16 protein-coding genes are annotated in these 16,031 nt (G+C 39.5%); 9 read left to right on the top strand and 7 right to left on the bottom strand.

Going from position 1 to position 16,031, the window contains the following annotated elements; genetic code table 11:
• Positions 1–38: 38 nt before the first annotated feature.
• From MLE13_RS12840 to MLE13_RS12850, 3 genes are read left to right on the top strand one after another with little or no spacing between them, the layout of a single operon-like run.
• Positions 39–464: a disulfide oxidoreductase gene (locus MLE13_RS12840; protein ID WP_240750076.1), complete on the top strand. Its 426-nt coding sequence runs from the start codon at positions 39–41 to the stop codon at positions 462–464.
• Position 465: 1 nt separating this feature from the next.
• Positions 466–936, top strand: coding sequence for a thioredoxin family protein (locus tag MLE13_RS12845; RefSeq protein ID WP_240750077.1), 471 nt, complete (start codon positions 466–468; stop codon positions 934–936).
• Positions 937–990: 54 nt separating this feature from the next.
• Complete coding sequence (locus tag MLE13_RS12850) at positions 991–1,836, top strand: RluA family pseudouridine synthase (protein WP_058385976.1); 846 nt, start codon at positions 991–993, stop codon at positions 1,834–1,836.
• A 119-nt stretch (positions 1,837–1,955) separates the two neighbouring features.
• Here MLE13_RS12850 and MLE13_RS12855 read toward each other — a convergent pair whose 3' ends face one another.
• A complete protein-coding gene (locus tag MLE13_RS12855; protein WP_240750078.1) occupies positions 1,956–2,786 on the bottom strand; it encodes an aldo/keto reductase in 831 nt (276 codons plus the stop codon).
• Between the two features lie 152 nt (positions 2,787–2,938).
• Between MLE13_RS12855 and MLE13_RS12860 the strand changes: the two genes are divergently transcribed.
• Positions 2,939–4,240 carry an NCS2 family permease gene (locus MLE13_RS12860; RefSeq protein WP_240750079.1) on the top strand — a complete coding sequence of 434 codons (1,302 nt, stop codon included), beginning with the start codon at positions 2,939–2,941 and terminating at the stop codon, positions 4,238–4,240.
• A gap of 41 nt (positions 4,241–4,281) precedes the next feature.
• Here the strand turns inward: MLE13_RS12860 and MLE13_RS12865 are convergent, their stop codons facing one another.
• The 3 genes from MLE13_RS12865 to queG form a co-directional block, all read right to left on the bottom strand.
• Complete coding sequence (locus tag MLE13_RS12865) at positions 4,282–4,584, bottom strand: hypothetical protein (RefSeq protein ID WP_240750080.1); 303 nt, start codon at positions 4,582–4,584, stop codon at positions 4,282–4,284.
• 309 nt (positions 4,585–4,893) lie between these two features.
• Positions 4,894–5,367, bottom strand: a complete 474-nt coding sequence (gene trmL, locus MLE13_RS12870; protein WP_240750081.1) for a tRNA (uridine(34)/cytosine(34)/5-carboxymethylaminomethyluridine(34)-2'-O)-methyltransferase TrmL — start codon at positions 5,365–5,367, stop codon at positions 4,894–4,896.
• A gap of 9 nt (positions 5,368–5,376) precedes the next feature.
• The gene (gene queG / locus MLE13_RS12875) at positions 5,377–6,522 is read right to left on the bottom strand and encodes a tRNA epoxyqueuosine(34) reductase QueG (RefSeq protein WP_240750082.1); all 1,146 of its coding nucleotides are present in this window, start codon (positions 6,520–6,522) and stop codon (positions 5,377–5,379) included.
• Positions 6,523–6,586: 64 nt separating this feature from the next.
• Here queG and MLE13_RS12880 point away from each other — a divergent pair, with 64 nt between their 5' ends.
• Positions 6,587–7,249 (top strand): B3/B4 domain-containing protein, encoded by a 663-nt coding sequence (locus MLE13_RS12880; protein WP_240750083.1) that lies wholly within the window; start codon positions 6,587–6,589, stop codon positions 7,247–7,249.
• 171 nt (positions 7,250–7,420) lie between these two features.
• Positions 7,421–8,464, top strand: a complete 1,044-nt coding sequence (locus tag MLE13_RS12885; protein WP_240750084.1) for a C45 family autoproteolytic acyltransferase/hydolase — start codon at positions 7,421–7,423, stop codon at positions 8,462–8,464.
• Between the two features lie 39 nt (positions 8,465–8,503).
• On the opposite strand, the gene MLE13_RS12890 is transcribed toward MLE13_RS12885, so the two are convergent.
• From MLE13_RS12890 to MLE13_RS12900, 3 genes are all read right to left on the bottom strand, one after another.
• Positions 8,504–9,556, bottom strand: a complete 1,053-nt coding sequence (locus MLE13_RS12890) for a C45 family autoproteolytic acyltransferase/hydolase (protein ID WP_240750085.1) — start codon at positions 9,554–9,556, stop codon at positions 8,504–8,506.
• A 158-nt stretch (positions 9,557–9,714) separates the two neighbouring features.
• A complete protein-coding gene (locus MLE13_RS12895) occupies positions 9,715–10,212 on the bottom strand; it encodes a VOC family protein (RefSeq protein ID WP_240750086.1) in 498 nt (165 codons plus the stop codon).
• Between the two features lie 49 nt (positions 10,213–10,261).
• Complete coding sequence (locus MLE13_RS12900; protein WP_240750087.1) at positions 10,262–12,931, bottom strand: HAD-IC family P-type ATPase; 2,670 nt, start codon at positions 12,929–12,931, stop codon at positions 10,262–10,264.
• A 216-nt stretch (positions 12,932–13,147) separates the two neighbouring features.
• Here MLE13_RS12900 and MLE13_RS12905 point away from each other — a divergent pair, with 216 nt between their 5' ends.
• Genes MLE13_RS12905 through MLE13_RS12915 form a run of 3 tightly spaced genes read left to right on the top strand, consistent with a single transcriptional unit; the run spans position 13,148 to position 15,654 of the window.
• The gene (locus MLE13_RS12905; RefSeq protein WP_346429170.1) at positions 13,148–14,344 is read left to right on the top strand and encodes a M20 family metallopeptidase; all 1,197 of its coding nucleotides are present in this window, start codon (positions 13,148–13,150) and stop codon (positions 14,342–14,344) included.
• Between the two features lie 46 nt (positions 14,345–14,390).
• A complete protein-coding gene (locus tag MLE13_RS12910) occupies positions 14,391–15,218 on the top strand; it encodes a DUF3100 domain-containing protein (protein WP_240750089.1) in 828 nt (275 codons plus the stop codon).
• Complete coding sequence (locus MLE13_RS12915) at positions 15,202–15,654, top strand: hypothetical protein (RefSeq protein WP_240750090.1); 453 nt, start codon at positions 15,202–15,204, stop codon at positions 15,652–15,654. The genes MLE13_RS12910 and MLE13_RS12915 overlap by 17 nt, the downstream gene beginning before the upstream one ends.
• Positions 15,655–16,031 lie beyond the last annotated feature (377 nt).

Here is a 16,031-nt window from a genome sequence, read left to right on the forward strand (position 1 = left end):
ATTCTATGGAAACAATTTTTGAAAAGAGGGGCCACAAAATGACTAAACGCCAGGAAAATGTTTTGCTGTCCATGTGGATTGTAGCGCTCATTGCTACGGCAGGTTCACTTTATTTTTCTGAAATTCGCGGCTATGCTCCGTGCGAACTTTGCTGGATTCAACGCATCTTCATGTATCCACTCGTCATTGTTCTCGGCATCGCTTTTATCCAGAAAAATGTTCGAATTGCAACGACTGCATTGGTTTTATCAATTATTGGCGGTGGAATCTCTATCTACCACTATAGCTTGCAAAAGCTCGATTTCTTAGCGGACAGCGCACCTTCATGCGGACTCGTTCCATGTACCGGAGAATACATCAATCTCCTCGGATTTATCACCATTCCTTTTTTGGCATTAACCGCATTTATTTTAATCGCTGGAATGAGCATTTTTTTATTGAAGACCCTTAAGGAGGAAAAGTAAAATGAAAAAATTATTAATCATCGCAGGAATTGTCGTTGTCATTTTCGCAGGTATTATTTTATTAACTAACCAAGCGAACGACACTAAACTAGCGAACAACCCTTACGATACAGACGATTTAAATCAAGCAACCATTGATCAATTAGATGATGAGAATTATCAGAACCTTGTCTTACCTGCTGATTTAGAAAAGCAAATTGCTAGTGGAGAGCCAACTACGGTTTATTTTTATAGCCCATTATGTGGCTATTGCAAAGAAACTACTCCAATTTTGATGCCCGTTGCTGAAGATATGGATGTAGACGTGTTGCAGTATAATCTGTTAGAGTATGAAGAAGAAGCTGCACCATACCAGATTGAAGCAACGCCAACTTTGGTTCACTATGAAGATGGTAAAGAAATTTCTCGTTGGGTCGGCGCACAGCCGAAAGAAAATATTGAACTATTTTTCAATGATGTAGTTAAAAAATAACTGACAAAAGGATCATGTGCCTTGCGCATGATCCTTTTTTATGGAGGAAATCAAATGACGTGGAGTTACGAAATTAAAGACGAAGGTATGACCGTAGAAGAATTACTAAGAACTGAATGGGGTCTTGGCAAGAAAGTCGTTCATCAAATGCGAATGGCTAAAAGTGTTAAAAATGATAAATTCCAAGAAGTAGTTTGGAAAGAACCATTACCAAAAGGAACTGTCTTGCAATTTGACTTACCTCCCGCAGACTCACCTTACGAACCAAAACACGATGTTGAGTTACCTGTACTTTTTGAAGACGATCACTTTATCGTGGCTCGCAAACCAAAAGGTATGGCGACTCACCCGAACGAAGTTGGCCAAACAGATACGTTTATCAATGCCATTCTGGGTCACATTATCCGCAATGGTGGATCATACGGGGAGCATGTACACCGATTAGACCAAGGAACTTCTGGATTGTTAATGGTTGCTAAACACCCTGTTGCTAAAAACGTGTTAGACCGCATGTTAGAACAAAAACAATTAGTGCGTGATTACGAAGCTGTCGTGAAAGGCAAAGTTCATAATAAATCCGGCACAATTGATTTCGCAATTGGTCGCGATCGCCATCACCCAACGCGTCGCATGGTTTCACAAACTGGTCAAAGTGCTGTTACTCATTACCGCGTGTTAAAATTAATGGAAGGCAAATCTTTGCTTCATTTAACACTTGAAACAGGTCGCACGCACCAAATTCGTACACATCTTTCTCATATCGGTCATCCGATTGTTGGAGATACATTATACGACGGACCGCCAACACAAGATGGTGCTTATCATTTACACGCATTCCGCATGTCATTTATCCACCCTTTCACCAACGAAAAAGTAGTGGTTGAAGATACTGCAAGATAATAGAAAACTAGTGGCTGATTTCCATTGCAGCGAATTTAGGAATTACAAAAAAGAACGAAGAAAAGGATCCCCTTTTCTTCGTTCTTTTTTGATTTCATCTAATTCAGTAGATGATTTTATTAAACCGTAATGTCATCTGGATTTGTTCCGCTCCGCCAATCTTGGTTTAGCTCATCAATCATCTTCATTTCTTCTTGCGTTAATGAAAAATCGAATACGTGAGCATTTTCTTGAATGCGTGATGGCGTCACTGACTTTGGAATAACGATTAAATCACTTTGCAAATGCCAGCGAATAATCACTTGGGCAATTGACTTGTTATGCTGGTTTGCGATTTTTGATAACACCGGGTCTTCTAAAAGACGACCTCTAGCGAGTGGCGACCACGAAGTTACGGCAATGTCATTCGTCTCACAATAATTTCGCAATGGCACTTGTGTTAGTTGTGGATGTAATTCAATTTGATTGACCATTGGTTTTGTATTAGCAGTAGCTAAAATTTTCTCTAGGTGATGTTCATGATGATTCGAGACACCAATCGAACGAATTAGCTTTTCATCGTAAAGACGTTGAATCGCCCGATACGTATCTACGTACTTTCCTTCGATTGCCCAATGAGTCAAATAAAGGTCTAAATAATCAAAGTCGATACGTTTTAACGAAGCTTCAAAAGCACGCAATGTTTCATCATAGCCTTGATCTGTATTCCAAACTTTCGACGTGATAAATAAGTCTTCACGCTTCACGCTAGAATTACGAACCGCTTCTCCTACTTCTGCTTCGTTATCGTAAATAGTTGCCGTATCAATCGCTTTATAGCCTTCTCCAATCGCTGTGATCATCGCTTCTACTGCCGCTTCTTTATCAGTCATTTTGTATACGCCAAGACCAAAGCGTGGCATTTCTACGCCATTATGTAATTGTTTTGTTGCGTTGATTGTTAAATCCATTTATCATCATCCTTTCATCTTTCTATTGTACAAATAATATTAGATTAATTCGACTTTTAGGATTTCGATTCCACCTCTTGCACTCTTGTATTAAAACGAATAATATATATCATGTTGTTTAAAATTGTTCGTGTTTTTAGGAGGAGCTTTCTATGTTTCATTTAAAAGAAAATAATTCTACGATAAAGACGGAAATCACTGCCGGTATGACGACTTTCTTAACTATGGCTTATATTGTCATCGTCAATCCCGTTATTTTAGGGGCAGCAGGTGTACCGTTTGACCAAGTGTTTTTGGCTACCATTATCGCCGCTGTCATCGGAACTTTATGGATGGGCTTAGCTGCCAATTACCCTATCGCCATCGCACCAGGCATGGGCTTAAACGCTTATTTCACTTCGATGGTTCTCGGTTCAGATGGTGCCATCGACTATGTAACTGCCTTTGCAGCGGTGTTTGTGGCAGGTCTCATTTTCATTATACTGTCGTTAACTTCGTTGAGAAAAGTATTGATTCAAGCCATTCCTGAAAACTTAAAGCATGCGATTACAGCGGGAATTGGTTTATTTATCGCTTTTATCGGTATGAGACTCAGTGGGTTGATTGTAGCTAATGATGCTAATTTGGTCGGATTGGGTGATTTAACGTCTCCATTAGTCGCACTAACGCTACTCGGTTTACTAATTACCGTAATCTTTATGTCCTTAAACATTCATGGTGGTATTTTTTACGGCATGATCATTACTGGAATCGTTGCCTTTTTCACAGGCCAATTAAAATTCGATGCCGGACTGATGAAGCTCCCTTCTTTGCCAGAAGGAATTCTTATCTGGAACCCTTTAGAAGCTCTTCAATTAGTTATTGAGTTCGGCTTATATGGTGTCGTTTTCTCATTTTTACTTGTTACTTTATTTGATACCACTGGCACCATGATCGGCGTTGCTAAGCAAGCCGGTCTTATGAAAGACAATAAAATGCCGAGAATGCGACAAGCTTTGTTAGCTGATTCAATCGCAGCTACAGCAGGTGCAATGGTTGGGACAAGCCCAACTTCTGCCTATGTAGAATCTTCTGCAGGTGTGGCAGCTGGAGGACGTACTGGTCTGACAAGTTTAACGGTTGCTATTTTATTTATTGTTGCAGCATTTTTTGGACCATTAGTTGGTTCTTTATCAAGTGTCGCAGCTATCACAGCACCAGCCCTAATTATCGTCGGAAGTTTAATGATTGGCTCTGTTAAACAAATTGAATGGGAAAAATTCGACGAAGCTTTTCCTGCCTTTCTGATTGTCCTTGCTATGCCCTTAACCTCTAGTATTGCAACAGGTATTGCTTTCGGATTTATTTCTTATCCACTGATGAAAGTTTTTAAAGGACAAGGTAAATCCGTGCATCCGATTCTTTATATCTTTGCTATCTTGTTTGCCATTCAATTGTTAATCGCACCTCATTGATGAATAGACATAAAAAAACCGCCGTTTGGCGGTTTTTTTAGTTATACTCGGTTTCTTGTAAATGTTGCTGACAGTAATAAAACAACTGCGGTGATCAAGTGGAATATCCAGCCGACTCCTGGAATCCAAGCAATGGTACTAGTAATAATTCCGAGAATCGACCCTGTTTTTGGTGCATATTCACGGAAGCAAAAGAACAACGTAATTGCATGAAGCACGAACATGATGCCTAAAGCTGAGTAGCCTGTGCTAATGACAAAGCCCCCGCCAATTAACGGAATCGCAAGAAATGCTTCGGCAAGTCCTGTAAACCAAAGCAATGCGACAGAAATTTTCATTTTCATATAATTTCATCCCTTCTATAACTGTTGTTGTCTTATTTATACGTTTGAGTGTTGAAAAGGTTTCATTTTTTGCAGACCGTCAGAAATTATCCACATTTCAAGCCATGTTGTATATTTCATTTTTTCCGCTTGTAAGCTATACTAAACAAAGATGCACATTTCAAGGAGGTCATTATTATGAACTTAATCCTTATTTTAGGTATTTGTGTTTCGTTCTTAGTAGCTATTTTCACTGCTGGATACGATGACAAGCCTGGAACAAACGAAAGAGAATAGTTTAAAAGGACAGCGAAATTCGCTGTCCTTTTTTTATTCTAACCCTGGATAATCTTGTTGGCGTAACGCTTCGTACATTAAAATTGATGCCGTATTTGATAAATTGAGCGAACGGATATTGTCGTTCATCGGAATCCGTAAACAATGATCCGGATTTTGTTCAATCAATTCTTTTGGCAATCCTTTAGTTTCTTGTCCAAAAACAAAGAAATGATCTTTGTCTCGATCGGAATAATCGTAAGAAGTATGTGTTTTTGCCCCAAACTTCGTAATATAGTAGAATGCCCCGTCTTTGTATCGGTCAAACAACTCTTGCAAGCCATCGTAATAATGAATATCGACATGCTCCCAATAATCGAGTCCAGCACGTTTTAACATTTTATCATCTGTCGAAAAGCCTAGCGGACGTATTAAGTGCAATTTCACACCTGTTCCTGCGCATGAACGCGCGATATTCCCTGTATTTGCTGGAATCAGCGGTTGGTACAACACAATATGAATAGCCAAATCTTTCACTTATCCTTTCGATCTTTCAGCAAAAAATGCCAATCCTTTTTGAATTTCCTCTTGTACTTCTACTTCTTTTTCATTTTCTTCTGCTTGCTGCAGAGCAGCTAAACCTTCTACTGTTCCGATTTTGCCAAGTGCCCATGCCGCGGTTCCTCGTATGACTGGCCGCTCATCACTTTCGAGCAACCCAATCAACACAGGTACAGCAGCCGTTTCTTTAAAATGTGCTAACGCCAAAATGGCATTTCGCTGAATCGGCTTTTTGCCTCGCCACGATCCGGACACATATCCAAACTTATCCTTGAATTCCCTGTTGGAAATCGTTAATAATGGCAACAATAACGGTTTGGCAATTTCCGGATCTGGTTCGAATTCTGCATGGATTTGATTGGCTTTACGTTTGTTTTTTGGACACACCGTTTGACACGTGTCACAACCATACAACCGGTTACCAATTTTACCACGAAACTCATCTGGCAAAAATCCTTTTGTTTGCGTCAAAAACGAAATGCAGCGCTGAGCGTTTAACTGTCCACCTTCGACAATCGCCCCGGTCGGACAGCTATCAATGCACAAGCGACAATCGCCGCATTGATCTTCCATCGGTTCATCAAATCGAAACGGAATATTGGTTATCATTTCGCCTAAATACACATACGAACCAAATTCCGGTGTAATAATATTGGTGTTTTTGGCACTCCAGCCTATTCCAGCACGTTCTGCTACTGCACGGTCAGACAGCTCACCGGTATCCACCATTGACCGCATTCTCGCTTCTGGGTAACGCGACGCGATAAACGCTTCTAACAGCGTCAGCCGCTCTCTAAGTGCCGCATGGTAGTCTTTGCCCCAAGAGGACCTGGAAAATATACCTCGCCGTGCACCTTTTACTCCTTGCGGTGCATCTGTCATCCGTGATGGATAAGCGATAGCGATGGAAATAATGCTAACGGCTTCATTCAACAATAATTCAGGTCGCGTACGCTTTTCCACGTCCGATTCTTCAAATCCAGACTGGTAATTTAACTGTTGCTGGCGAATCAATTGATGCTTTAAGCTATAAAAAGGTTCTGCAGAGGCAAAACCGATTTTATCAATTCCGATATCCGAGGCATACGCAACAAGTTCTTTTTGAAATTGATCAAGATTCATGTCGTAACCCCTCACTCAATTCTATGATACGATAATAAAAACTCCTAATGAAAGGAAGATTGCAATGAAACTGACAATCGATCCTCAAATAAAAGAAACACTAAGTGACTTTAAAATTGGTGTCATTCATTATAACAATATCACCGTTTCCGATTCACCTCAAATGTTAAAAGGCCGTCTTCAACTTTTTCAAGAACAATTGTACTTTGAGTTGGAAGATAAAGAATTTACAGATTTCCCTGGGCTGCTTGAATGGCAATTAATTTGGAAAGCATTAGGGGCTGACCCTAGCCGTTACCGACCATCTGCTGAAGCATTGTATCGTCGTATTAAAAAGCAAAATTATTTATCAGTCGTCGATTCCGCTGTCGACATGAATAGCTTTTTGTCGCTACAATACGAAATTCCGCTTGGTTTATATGACGCCGACAAAGTTGAAGGCGATATTGAAATTGCAGTCGGGACTAACGCAGACCGCTACGAAGGCTTGAATAATCGCATCAACACCTTAACTGGCATTCTTGTATCCAAAGATGCTCAAGGCGCCTTTGGCAGCCCTTACGTGGATTCTAAACGGACTGCTATTACGGAACAGACCAAAAATGCTGTGCATATTTTTTATCTACGTCCTTCGATGGAAAAAGATACAGCTTTGCAACTTCTCACCGCTGCTTCGAATATGTTTACTGGCATTAACGGTGGAGACGCTGAGATTTATGTAGTGTAATAAACGAATAAAAATGTGGATGCTCAAAATAGGCATCCACATTTTTTTGCCCAGTTTTTTGAAACCTCATACTTATATCTCTTTGTTTTCCATGTTAAGCATATTCTTTTCCATTCCTGCATGATTGCAGTAAACTCTTCTTACACTGAAAAGTAAAAGAGGGATTCTTACATGAAACGAGTGCATAGCGATATTGTTCAATTTCGCGGAAGCCATTATGAATTTGGTCGAATGCAAGGAGAATTGCTAAAAGAATCATTGATACTTCCAAACCGCCAAAAGCAAAGAAAAGCTTCTAGCCGTCATTTAATTATTGATGAACAACGCGCAAAAAATATATTATTAACCTTAGCTCCAAGAGTATGGGATGAAATCACTGGCTTAGCCGACGCTCTCGACTGGTCAATGCATGAGGCGATTCGAGAATTCGGTGGCTATTACTTGGAATACACACGTAGCGGCTGCTCGATTTATACCGAGTCCGAATTCATGGTACGCAATTACGATAGTTCACCACAAGGGTATGAAGGTCGACTTGCTTTGTATCAACCAACTGATGGAGGATTTGCGACAATCGGACCTACCATGCAAATTACTGGACGCACAGATGGGATGAACGAAAAAGGCTTAGTCATGGGCTATAATTTTATTAACCGCCGTAACTCAGAAGATGGGTTTATCTGCAATATGATCGGCCGTTTGATTTTAGAAAACTGTGCGACTATTGATGACGCTGTAGCGTTGCTAGAAGAACTGCCTCATCGCCGCTCTTTTAGTTACGTACTATTAGACCGTACCGGAAAATCAGTAGTAGTCGAAGCATCGCCGCGGTCTGTAGTGGTTCGTGAATCTGCAGTTTCCACCAATCATTTTGAGTTACTAGTTGAAGAAAACCGCTACCAAACCGATGACTCTCGTCGAAGAGAACAAATGATGTTGCAACAACATAAAAAAATCGATGCATACAATGCTTTTCGTCTATTAAATGACTCTGACAAAGGGGTTTTTTCGAAAAAATACAGCACAGCTTCAGGCACTCTTCACACCGCTTCTTACTTCCAACATAGCTTAAAAGTTGGATTTGCTATCGGCCCAGATCGCTTACCGCTGATGCTAGATTTTGATAAATGGCTGCAAGGCGAGCGCTTATACGCTAAACGAATTAACGGAAAAATAGATACACATTTGCCATTTGTTCATATGGCAGAACTTTAAAAAACAAGAGCCAGCATTTAGCTGGCTCTTGTTTTTATTTCATACAAATTGTTTATCAACATGCGCAAAACCAATGTCGGTATCTACAGCTCCATGTATCGTTTGAATAGCTAAATTTTTGCCTTGCAGCCAGCTATTAAAGTCAAAAACAACCGGTTGTTGGTTTCCACCAAGCGCAAACCACACCTGTTTTTCTTTCGGTAAATAAGCAGATGTGTGAATTGTTCCTGCCCAACTTTTATAAAGAGTTGAAAAAACACCTTTATCCACGTCGTTAAATAAACGGAACGCACTCATCACATCTTTTATTTGCTGTTCTTGGGTTTGAACCGCTTCTAGTCGATCAAATGAGTCTTTCAAATAGTTACGGTTTTCGTGCTGTTGAATCTCGAAATGATTGGTACAAACATTCCCGATTCGAACATCAACTGCACGTGGGCTTGCTTCAATAATACGTGTTTCTCCACTGGTATCTGTCACAATATAACTAAATGATCCTCGGTGAGGAATTTTCGTCAGTAGTTCTACAGCTTCATTTACCGTAGCACAAGTTTCTAAAATAATACGCCCAATCAAATAGCAAACAAAGCCATTTCCAGGCTTTTTCCGGTGTGTAAAATTATAGCCCATCGCTAAGCCTTTCTCATTCATCCCGTCCATCCGTCCAAGAATCCGTGACGTTGGTCCGATTATGGCATACCCTCCATCAGTCGGCTGAAACAAACTAAAGCGTCCTTCGTAGGTTTGTGGGTGGAAATCATAATTACGAACCATAAAATCTTTGCCTGTCACAATTGAACAACCGGAAGGCATTGCATCAATTCGGTAGCCACCAAAGTCACGAATCACTTCTTCCATTGGCAAACCGAGACTTTCTTGCAGCCCCAATAATTCGTCCCATATTTTTGGTGCAAACTCACGATAGACCTCTTCTGTCTCCTGCACGTTTATTTCAAATCTTGGTCTTTTCGCTTTCCATTGCTTTCTCCGATTATCCAATATCACACTATCTTTTAAAAGTTCTCCTTGCCTAACACCAAAATCATAATGGCTGCCTCTAAATTCTAAAATATCACTATGTATATCTTTCATCTAATTCTCCTTTATACTGCAAAATTACCGAATATGTTTTAGCTTACACATTTCGTATACGAAGTTCAAAAACTCCGATTTGAAAACTCAAAAAATCTAATGAAAAAAATCCCACCTTATGAAATCCATAAGGCAGGAACAGCCACTGCTCTCTACTATTATTCATACGCACTACGCAATTCATTTAAATCTAATTTCTTCATTTTCAGTAATGCATTTGTTAACCGCTCTACTTTTTTTGCTTCACCATCAATCAGCATATTACTTAATTCGACCGGAATCACTTGCCAGGTAATTCCAAACCGATCCTTTAACCAACCACACATTTGCGTTTTTACATCGCTGCCTTGAGTCAGTTTATCCCAATAATAATCCACTTCCTCTTGAGATTCACAATTGATGATGAACGAAATTGCTTCGGTATATGGAAACGCTGGGCTACCATTTAAAGCTAAAAACTCCTGACCTTCAATCTGAAACTCAATTGTCATGACTTTTCCTGCATTAAGATTATGACTTTCATTACCTACACCACTATAGTATGTCACTCGTCCGACTTTTGAGTTATTGAAAACTGACGTATAGAATTCTACTGCTTCTTCAGCATTCATATCAAACCATAAATTCGTCGTTATTTTTTGAATGACACGATCCATATTATCCTCCTTCTTCCTACAAAAAAAGGCAATGGCTATGTATCATAAGTTAACGAAACTTCTTAGATGTTTTAATGCGACGAACAATCCATTTCTCAAATTCCACAATAACAAATACCAACACACCGATTGCTAATGGCCATATCCAATCCTCTGCTTTTAATGGCACGGTGCCAAGTAACATATTCATAAATGGCATATACGTCACCGCAAGCTGCCCACTAACTAAAATGAAGGAGACGATGAACGCAATTTTATTCGAGAAAAAATTTCGGTTTAATGCAAACTCGGTCTCACTGCGACAATTAAATAAATACATCAATTGTGCCATTACCAATGCTTGTAACGTCATCGTATTAATGATGGATGGATCTATTTGCTGTTCAGTCAAAAGCATATTCATTAATAGAATTCCACCGCAGATGATAAATGAAACAAAAAAGATTCGAAAAATATAATAAGGGCTCAGCAATTTGGCATTTGGCTTTCTCGGGGGCCGCTTCATAGCACCCGGTTCCAATTTTTCAAAAGCAATGGCCAATGAGATAGTAACTGCGGAAATCATGTTAACCCAAAGAATCTGGACTGTTGTTAAAGGCATTGCTGTACCAAACAAAATACTAACAAAAATCAAAGCACCTTCTGATATATTTGTTGGCAAAATAAACAATATGGTCTTTTTCAAATTATCATAAACGCGCCTGCCTTCTTTTACCGCATTTACAATTGTGCTAAAGTTATCGTCTACCAAAACCATTCCAGCTGCTTCCTTAGATACTTCCGTCCCTTTTATCCCCATCGCTACACCAATATCCGCACGCTTAAGTGCTGGCGCATCGTTGACGCCATCTCCAGTCATGGCACAAATATGCTGTTCGGCTTGTAATGCTTGGACCAACTGAAGCTTATTGTTCGGACTAGTACGAGCAAAGACGTCGTAATTCACTGCCGCCTGGGCTAGCTCCTTTTCATCCATTCGATCTAAATCTTTGCCTTCAAGAACTCGTTTCCCATCACCGATTCCCATTTGGGCACCTATGGCGACTGCTGTATCTTTATGATCACCCGTAATCATTTTTACAATGATTCCCGCCTTGCGACATTGTTTAATTGCATCTATGACTTCTTCCCTTGGAGGATCAATAATTCCTGCCAGACCGATTAACCCAAATCCCGATTCCATATCCTCATGATTAATAAAGCAAGTAGAAGATCTAACTTGCTTTGTCGCAACTGCAATCAACCGCTCGCCTTTATTGGCATGTTGAAACATCTTTTCATGCCAGTAAGCCCCTTCTCCATATGAAGTTGACAAACCGGTCATTCCCAATAAACTTTCAGGTGCACCTTTCACATAAATCCATTTACTCTGCTCTTTTTCTACTAGCGCTGCCATGTACTTATAATCCGAATCAAAAGGAATTTTCGATAAGATTGGTAATCTTTGAACCTCTTCGTTCATTTTTTCAGCTAGCGTAATAAGGCAACCTTCCGTAGCATCTCCACTAATGACCCAATTCCCTTTTTCATCACATCTCAAATGAGCTTCATTGACCGTTTTAATAGCTGTGAGAAACTCCTTGAAATCTGGATATTCTACAAGATTAACCGGTTGCTTATTGTAAAAAACAGAGCCCACTGGTGCATAACCAGTTCCAGTTACAGTTAATTCTTTTTCTTCTAATATCACCGAAGTAACGGTCATTTCATTCTTAGTCAATGTCCCTGTTTTATCCGAACAAATTACAGTAACGGCTCCAAGAGTTTCAACAGAAGGCAAATTGCGGACAATGGCATTTTGTCCTGCCATGCGCTGAACTCCAATCGCCAAAATGATTGATAGAACAGCTGGTAGGCCTTCTGGAATCGCAGCTACTGCTAGTCCGATAATCGCCAGCAGTAATTCAGCTGTTGCATAATCATGAAACAAATAACCAATGGTGAATATGACAAAAGAGCTAATGATAATGGTCAAAGATATTACTTTACCAAAAGCTGCTGTTTGTTTTAATAATGGCGTCTGTAATCGATCGACTTCTTCTATTGATGAGCTAATTTGCCCAAGCTCTGTAGCTGATCCAATGGCAACAACTACTCCTATTCCTGAACCAGAGGCTATCGTTGTTCCTGCAAACACCATGTTTAATCGATCACCCAATACCGTATCATTTGGCAATACTGCTGAATTTTTTTCCACTGCTTCCGATTCACCTGTCAAAGAGGACTCCTCCACTTTTAAATTGGCAGCCTTCAAAATTCGAATATCTGCTGAATTTTTTTCACCGGCAGACAGCACCACTAGATCTCCAGGTACCAGTTCAGCAGAGCGCACTTCTCTTCTAACTGAATCCCGCAGTACTATCGCTTTTAATGACAGCATCTTTTTAATACTTTCCAATGCCTTTTCCGCTTTGCTTTGTTGGATATAACCAATAACTGCATTGATTATAACGACCATTAAAATCACAGCCGTATCTATTAAATGCCCTAACAATAACGTAATTACTGCAGCTGCAAGTAATACATAGATTAATACATCATTAAAATGTTTAAAAAACTTGATCAGCTTAGGCTCTCTTTTAGGTTCTGGCAGCTCATTCGCTCCATATTCCTCATGACGTTTTTTGGCCTTTTCTTCACTTAATCCAACTTCTGCATCTGTTTCAAGTACTTTCAGCAAGTTAACCGTATCTATTCCATACCAATTTTTCGCTTGCATCATTGTTCCTCTTTTCAACTACAGATTGACAATAAATTAAGTTATTATTCAAACTATTATAACATCTAACTAAAACTCTGCTGATACAGAACTACCTTTTTTCCATATACTATAGGTTTAAATATCAGAATTTTTTTTGTATTCCGTATAAAGTCTTATAGTTGTATATGAATAATTATGATAGGATTAGAATATTATTTCTCAGGAGGTTATGTTGTGGAGCAATTATTTAATAAGCTTGATGAATTATATAATGAAATAGTCGGCATTAGAAGGTTTCTTCATGAGTACCCTGAACTGTCTTTTGAAGAAGTCGAAACAGCAAAATACATTGCTCAGTTCCATGAAAACCTCGGACATAAAGTGCAGACTAATGTGGGTGGTAATGGCGTACTTGCCTATTTAATAGGCGGTAAACCTGGTCCTACAATCGCTTTACGTGCTGATTTTGACGCATTACCGATTCAAGAACAAACGGATGTACCGTATAAATCCAAAAATGATGGAGTGATGCATGCTTGTGGACATGATGGTCACACTGCAAGTTTGCTTGGTCTGGCGAAAGCATTAAACAGTATGCAGGCAGAAATTGAAGGCACAATTGTATTTTTGCATCAACATGCAGAAGAATTGCCGCCTGGTGGAGCAATTGCCATGATTGAAGATGGTTGTCTTGAAGGGGTCGATGTTATTTTCGGAACACATCTACAAGCTCAAACACCTCTTGGAGAAATCGGTTATCGGTCGGGCCCACTGCAAGCTGCTCCTGATCGCTTCGACATTAAAATTATCGGAAAAGGTGGACATGGCGCAAGCCCACACGAGACGAAAGACAGTATTGTAATAGGTGCACAATTGATCAACAATTTGCAACAAATTGTCAGCCGTCGAATCGATCCTCTTGAATCTGCTGTTGTCTCTATATGCAATTTCGAAGCAAAAAATCCTTATAATGTAATTGCAGATACGGCTGAAATGACTGGAACTGTTCGAACATTTAAAGAAGATATACGTAATTTTATCGAAGAAGAAATTGACCGTGTTATTAAAGGAACTTGCCTCGTTTCTGGTGCAGATTATGAATACACTTATTCACGCGGCTATCCAACGACCGTCAACCATGAAGCCGAAACGAATTTTGTTGCAACTCTTGCTCCTTCTGTCCCTGGTGTAACAAACGTGAGAGAAACAGAACCCATTATGGGAGGCGAAGATTTCTCCTATTATCTTCAGCAAATAAAAGGAACTTTTTTCTTTACAGGCGCCAAAAATCCAGAAAGCACAGAAACTTATCCACATCACCATCCAAAATTCGACATTGATGAACGCGCATTATTGATCGCTGCAAAAGTGTTAGGTAGTGCGGCATTAAAATATGCCAAAAACAATAAGCTCTCTTTTAGCGCAAATTAAGTATCCATAGAGAAATATTCTCTTACATAGAAGGAGTCGTTGTGAAATGAGTGAGAAAGCTTTAGCGTTATGGAAAGATTGGCGGTTACATGTCATTGTATTAGGTATTGTAGCGATTACCGAATCAATCGGCATCTTCAAAATCCCTCTTGGTCCAGGTAGCATTCTGTTACTACCGATGCTTTATGCAGTTGTAATTGGATTAGCCCTGTACTTTACCCCTTTGATAAACGACAAACAATCAATTAATGCTGAACCTTTAGTGTTTCTTTCGGTTTCAATACTGATTGCAAAATTTGGTGTTCAAGCTGGACCCGCACTTCCACAGATTATTGAAGCAGGACCTGCTCTACTATTACAAGAGTTCGGGAACTTAGGAACAATCTTTTTAGCCTTACCGTTAGCAGTATTTCTCGGTATGAAAAGAGAAAGTATTGGTATGACGCATTCAATCGGGCGTGAAGCCAATCTCGCTTTGATTACTGATAAATATGGTTTGTCTTCACCAGAAGGCCGCGGCGTTATGGCCATGTATATTTTTGGAACAGTCTTTGGCTCTATATTTATCGGAATGATTTCTGGTTTCTTAGCAACTGTGACTCCTTTGCACCCGATTTCTTTTGCAATGGCCACAGGTGTTGGCAGTGGGAGTATGGCAGCCGCTTCTCTTGGACCATTAATCGCAGCATTTCCTGAAATGAGTGAAACACTGACTGCCTTTTCAGGTGTCAGTAATTTAATCTCTTCTGTAACTGGTCTGTACATGAGTATTTTTGTCGGACTTCCATTAACTGTGAAAATGTATGAAATATTGTCGAAAAATAAAGAGAAAAAAGCAATGAAAGGAAGCGTGGAATATGTTAAAAAGCATTAAAGAATGGATAGCAGTCTTTATGATCATCGGCGTAATCATGCTGATTGGAAATTGGATTGGCTATGATGTACTCCCATGGACTGCGCTTCCTGGAATAGCAATCCTGATAGGTATTAGTTTGACCGGATTAATCATTCATCGCCTATTGCCTTTTCAATTGCCTAGTATCGCTTACATTGGTATTATCGGACTTATTTTAACAATTCCCGGTATGCCAGGTTCCGCTCAAATTGCCGCTTATACAACGGAAGTTAATTTATTGGCTATCGCGACACCCATTTTAGCGTATGCAGGTGTATCTATCGGCCGTTCATGGTTTGATTTTGTACAATTAGGATGGAAAACCATTGTCATTGGTATGCTCGTTCTATTCGGAACATTTCTGGGCTCAGCAGTTATTGCCGAAATCATTTTACGTTTCCAAGGAATTATTTAACTTAATCTGTTCAAAGACCGCATCAAAAGCTTTCAATTTGATGCGGTCTTTTTTGTGGTTTCAGAATATTGGTTCAAATAATATTTTTTCATAAATATCTAATTATTCAGTTTTTTATATTGCATTTCTGAAAAATGAGTGTATAATAGGTTTTGTAAAAAAACAGATTATTAATACATAGAACAAAAATATAATAAGGAGGAAGCGAAATGAAGAAAATTTTCATCTTTGTCATGATTGTATTTCTCAGTCTTTCTGCCCTGTCCAGTGTGAGTGCCCATCCACATGATCACGACAAAGGAGATCAAAAGTACAGTATTGAGAAACAGTTAGCTATGAGCAAAAAATCCATTAAGAAGTACCGTAACATCGACGTC

This window comes from Planococcus halocryophilus, assembly GCF_022489025.1.
GTDB lineage: Bacteria > Bacillota > Bacilli > Bacillales_A > Planococcaceae > Planococcus > Planococcus halocryophilus_A.

Excerpts from the sequence above, each read along its gene's own strand:
- MLE13_RS12855 (WP_240750078.1), bottom strand. The coding sequence starts at position 2,786 with ATGGATTTAACAATCAACGCAACAAAACAATTACATAATGGCGTAGAA.
- MLE13_RS12845 (WP_240750077.1), top strand. The coding sequence starts at position 466 with ATGAAAAAATTATTAATCATCGCAGGAATTGTCGTTGTCATTTTCGCA.
- MLE13_RS12880 (WP_240750083.1), top strand. The coding sequence starts at position 6,587 with ATGAAACTGACAATCGATCCTCAAATAAAAGAAACACTAAGTGACTTT.
- MLE13_RS12915 (WP_240750090.1), top strand. The coding sequence starts at position 15,202 with ATGTTAAAAAGCATTAAAGAATGGATAGCAGTCTTTATGATCATCGGC.
- MLE13_RS12895 (WP_240750086.1), bottom strand. The coding sequence starts at position 10,212 with ATGGATCGTGTCATTCAAAAAATAACGACGAATTTATGGTTTGATATG.
- queG (WP_240750082.1), bottom strand. The coding sequence starts at position 6,522 with ATGAATCTTGATCAATTTCAAAAAGAACTTGTTGCGTATGCCTCGGAT.
- MLE13_RS12860 (WP_240750079.1), top strand. The coding sequence starts at position 2,939 with ATGTTTCATTTAAAAGAAAATAATTCTACGATAAAGACGGAAATCACT.
- MLE13_RS12840 (WP_240750076.1), top strand. The coding sequence starts at position 39 with ATGACTAAACGCCAGGAAAATGTTTTGCTGTCCATGTGGATTGTAGCG.
- MLE13_RS12850 (WP_058385976.1), top strand. The coding sequence starts at position 991 with ATGACGTGGAGTTACGAAATTAAAGACGAAGGTATGACCGTAGAAGAA.
- MLE13_RS12900 (WP_240750087.1), bottom strand. The coding sequence starts at position 12,931 with ATGCAAGCGAAAAATTGGTATGGAATAGATACGGTTAACTTGCTGAAA.
- MLE13_RS12910 (WP_240750089.1), top strand. The coding sequence starts at position 14,391 with ATGAGTGAGAAAGCTTTAGCGTTATGGAAAGATTGGCGGTTACATGTC.
- MLE13_RS12865 (WP_240750080.1), bottom strand. The coding sequence starts at position 4,584 with ATGAAAATGAAAATTTCTGTCGCATTGCTTTGGTTTACAGGACTTGCC.
- MLE13_RS12885 (WP_240750084.1), top strand. The coding sequence starts at position 7,421 with ATGAAACGAGTGCATAGCGATATTGTTCAATTTCGCGGAAGCCATTAT.
- MLE13_RS12890 (WP_240750085.1), bottom strand. The coding sequence starts at position 9,556 with ATGAAAGATATACATAGTGATATTTTAGAATTTAGAGGCAGCCATTAT.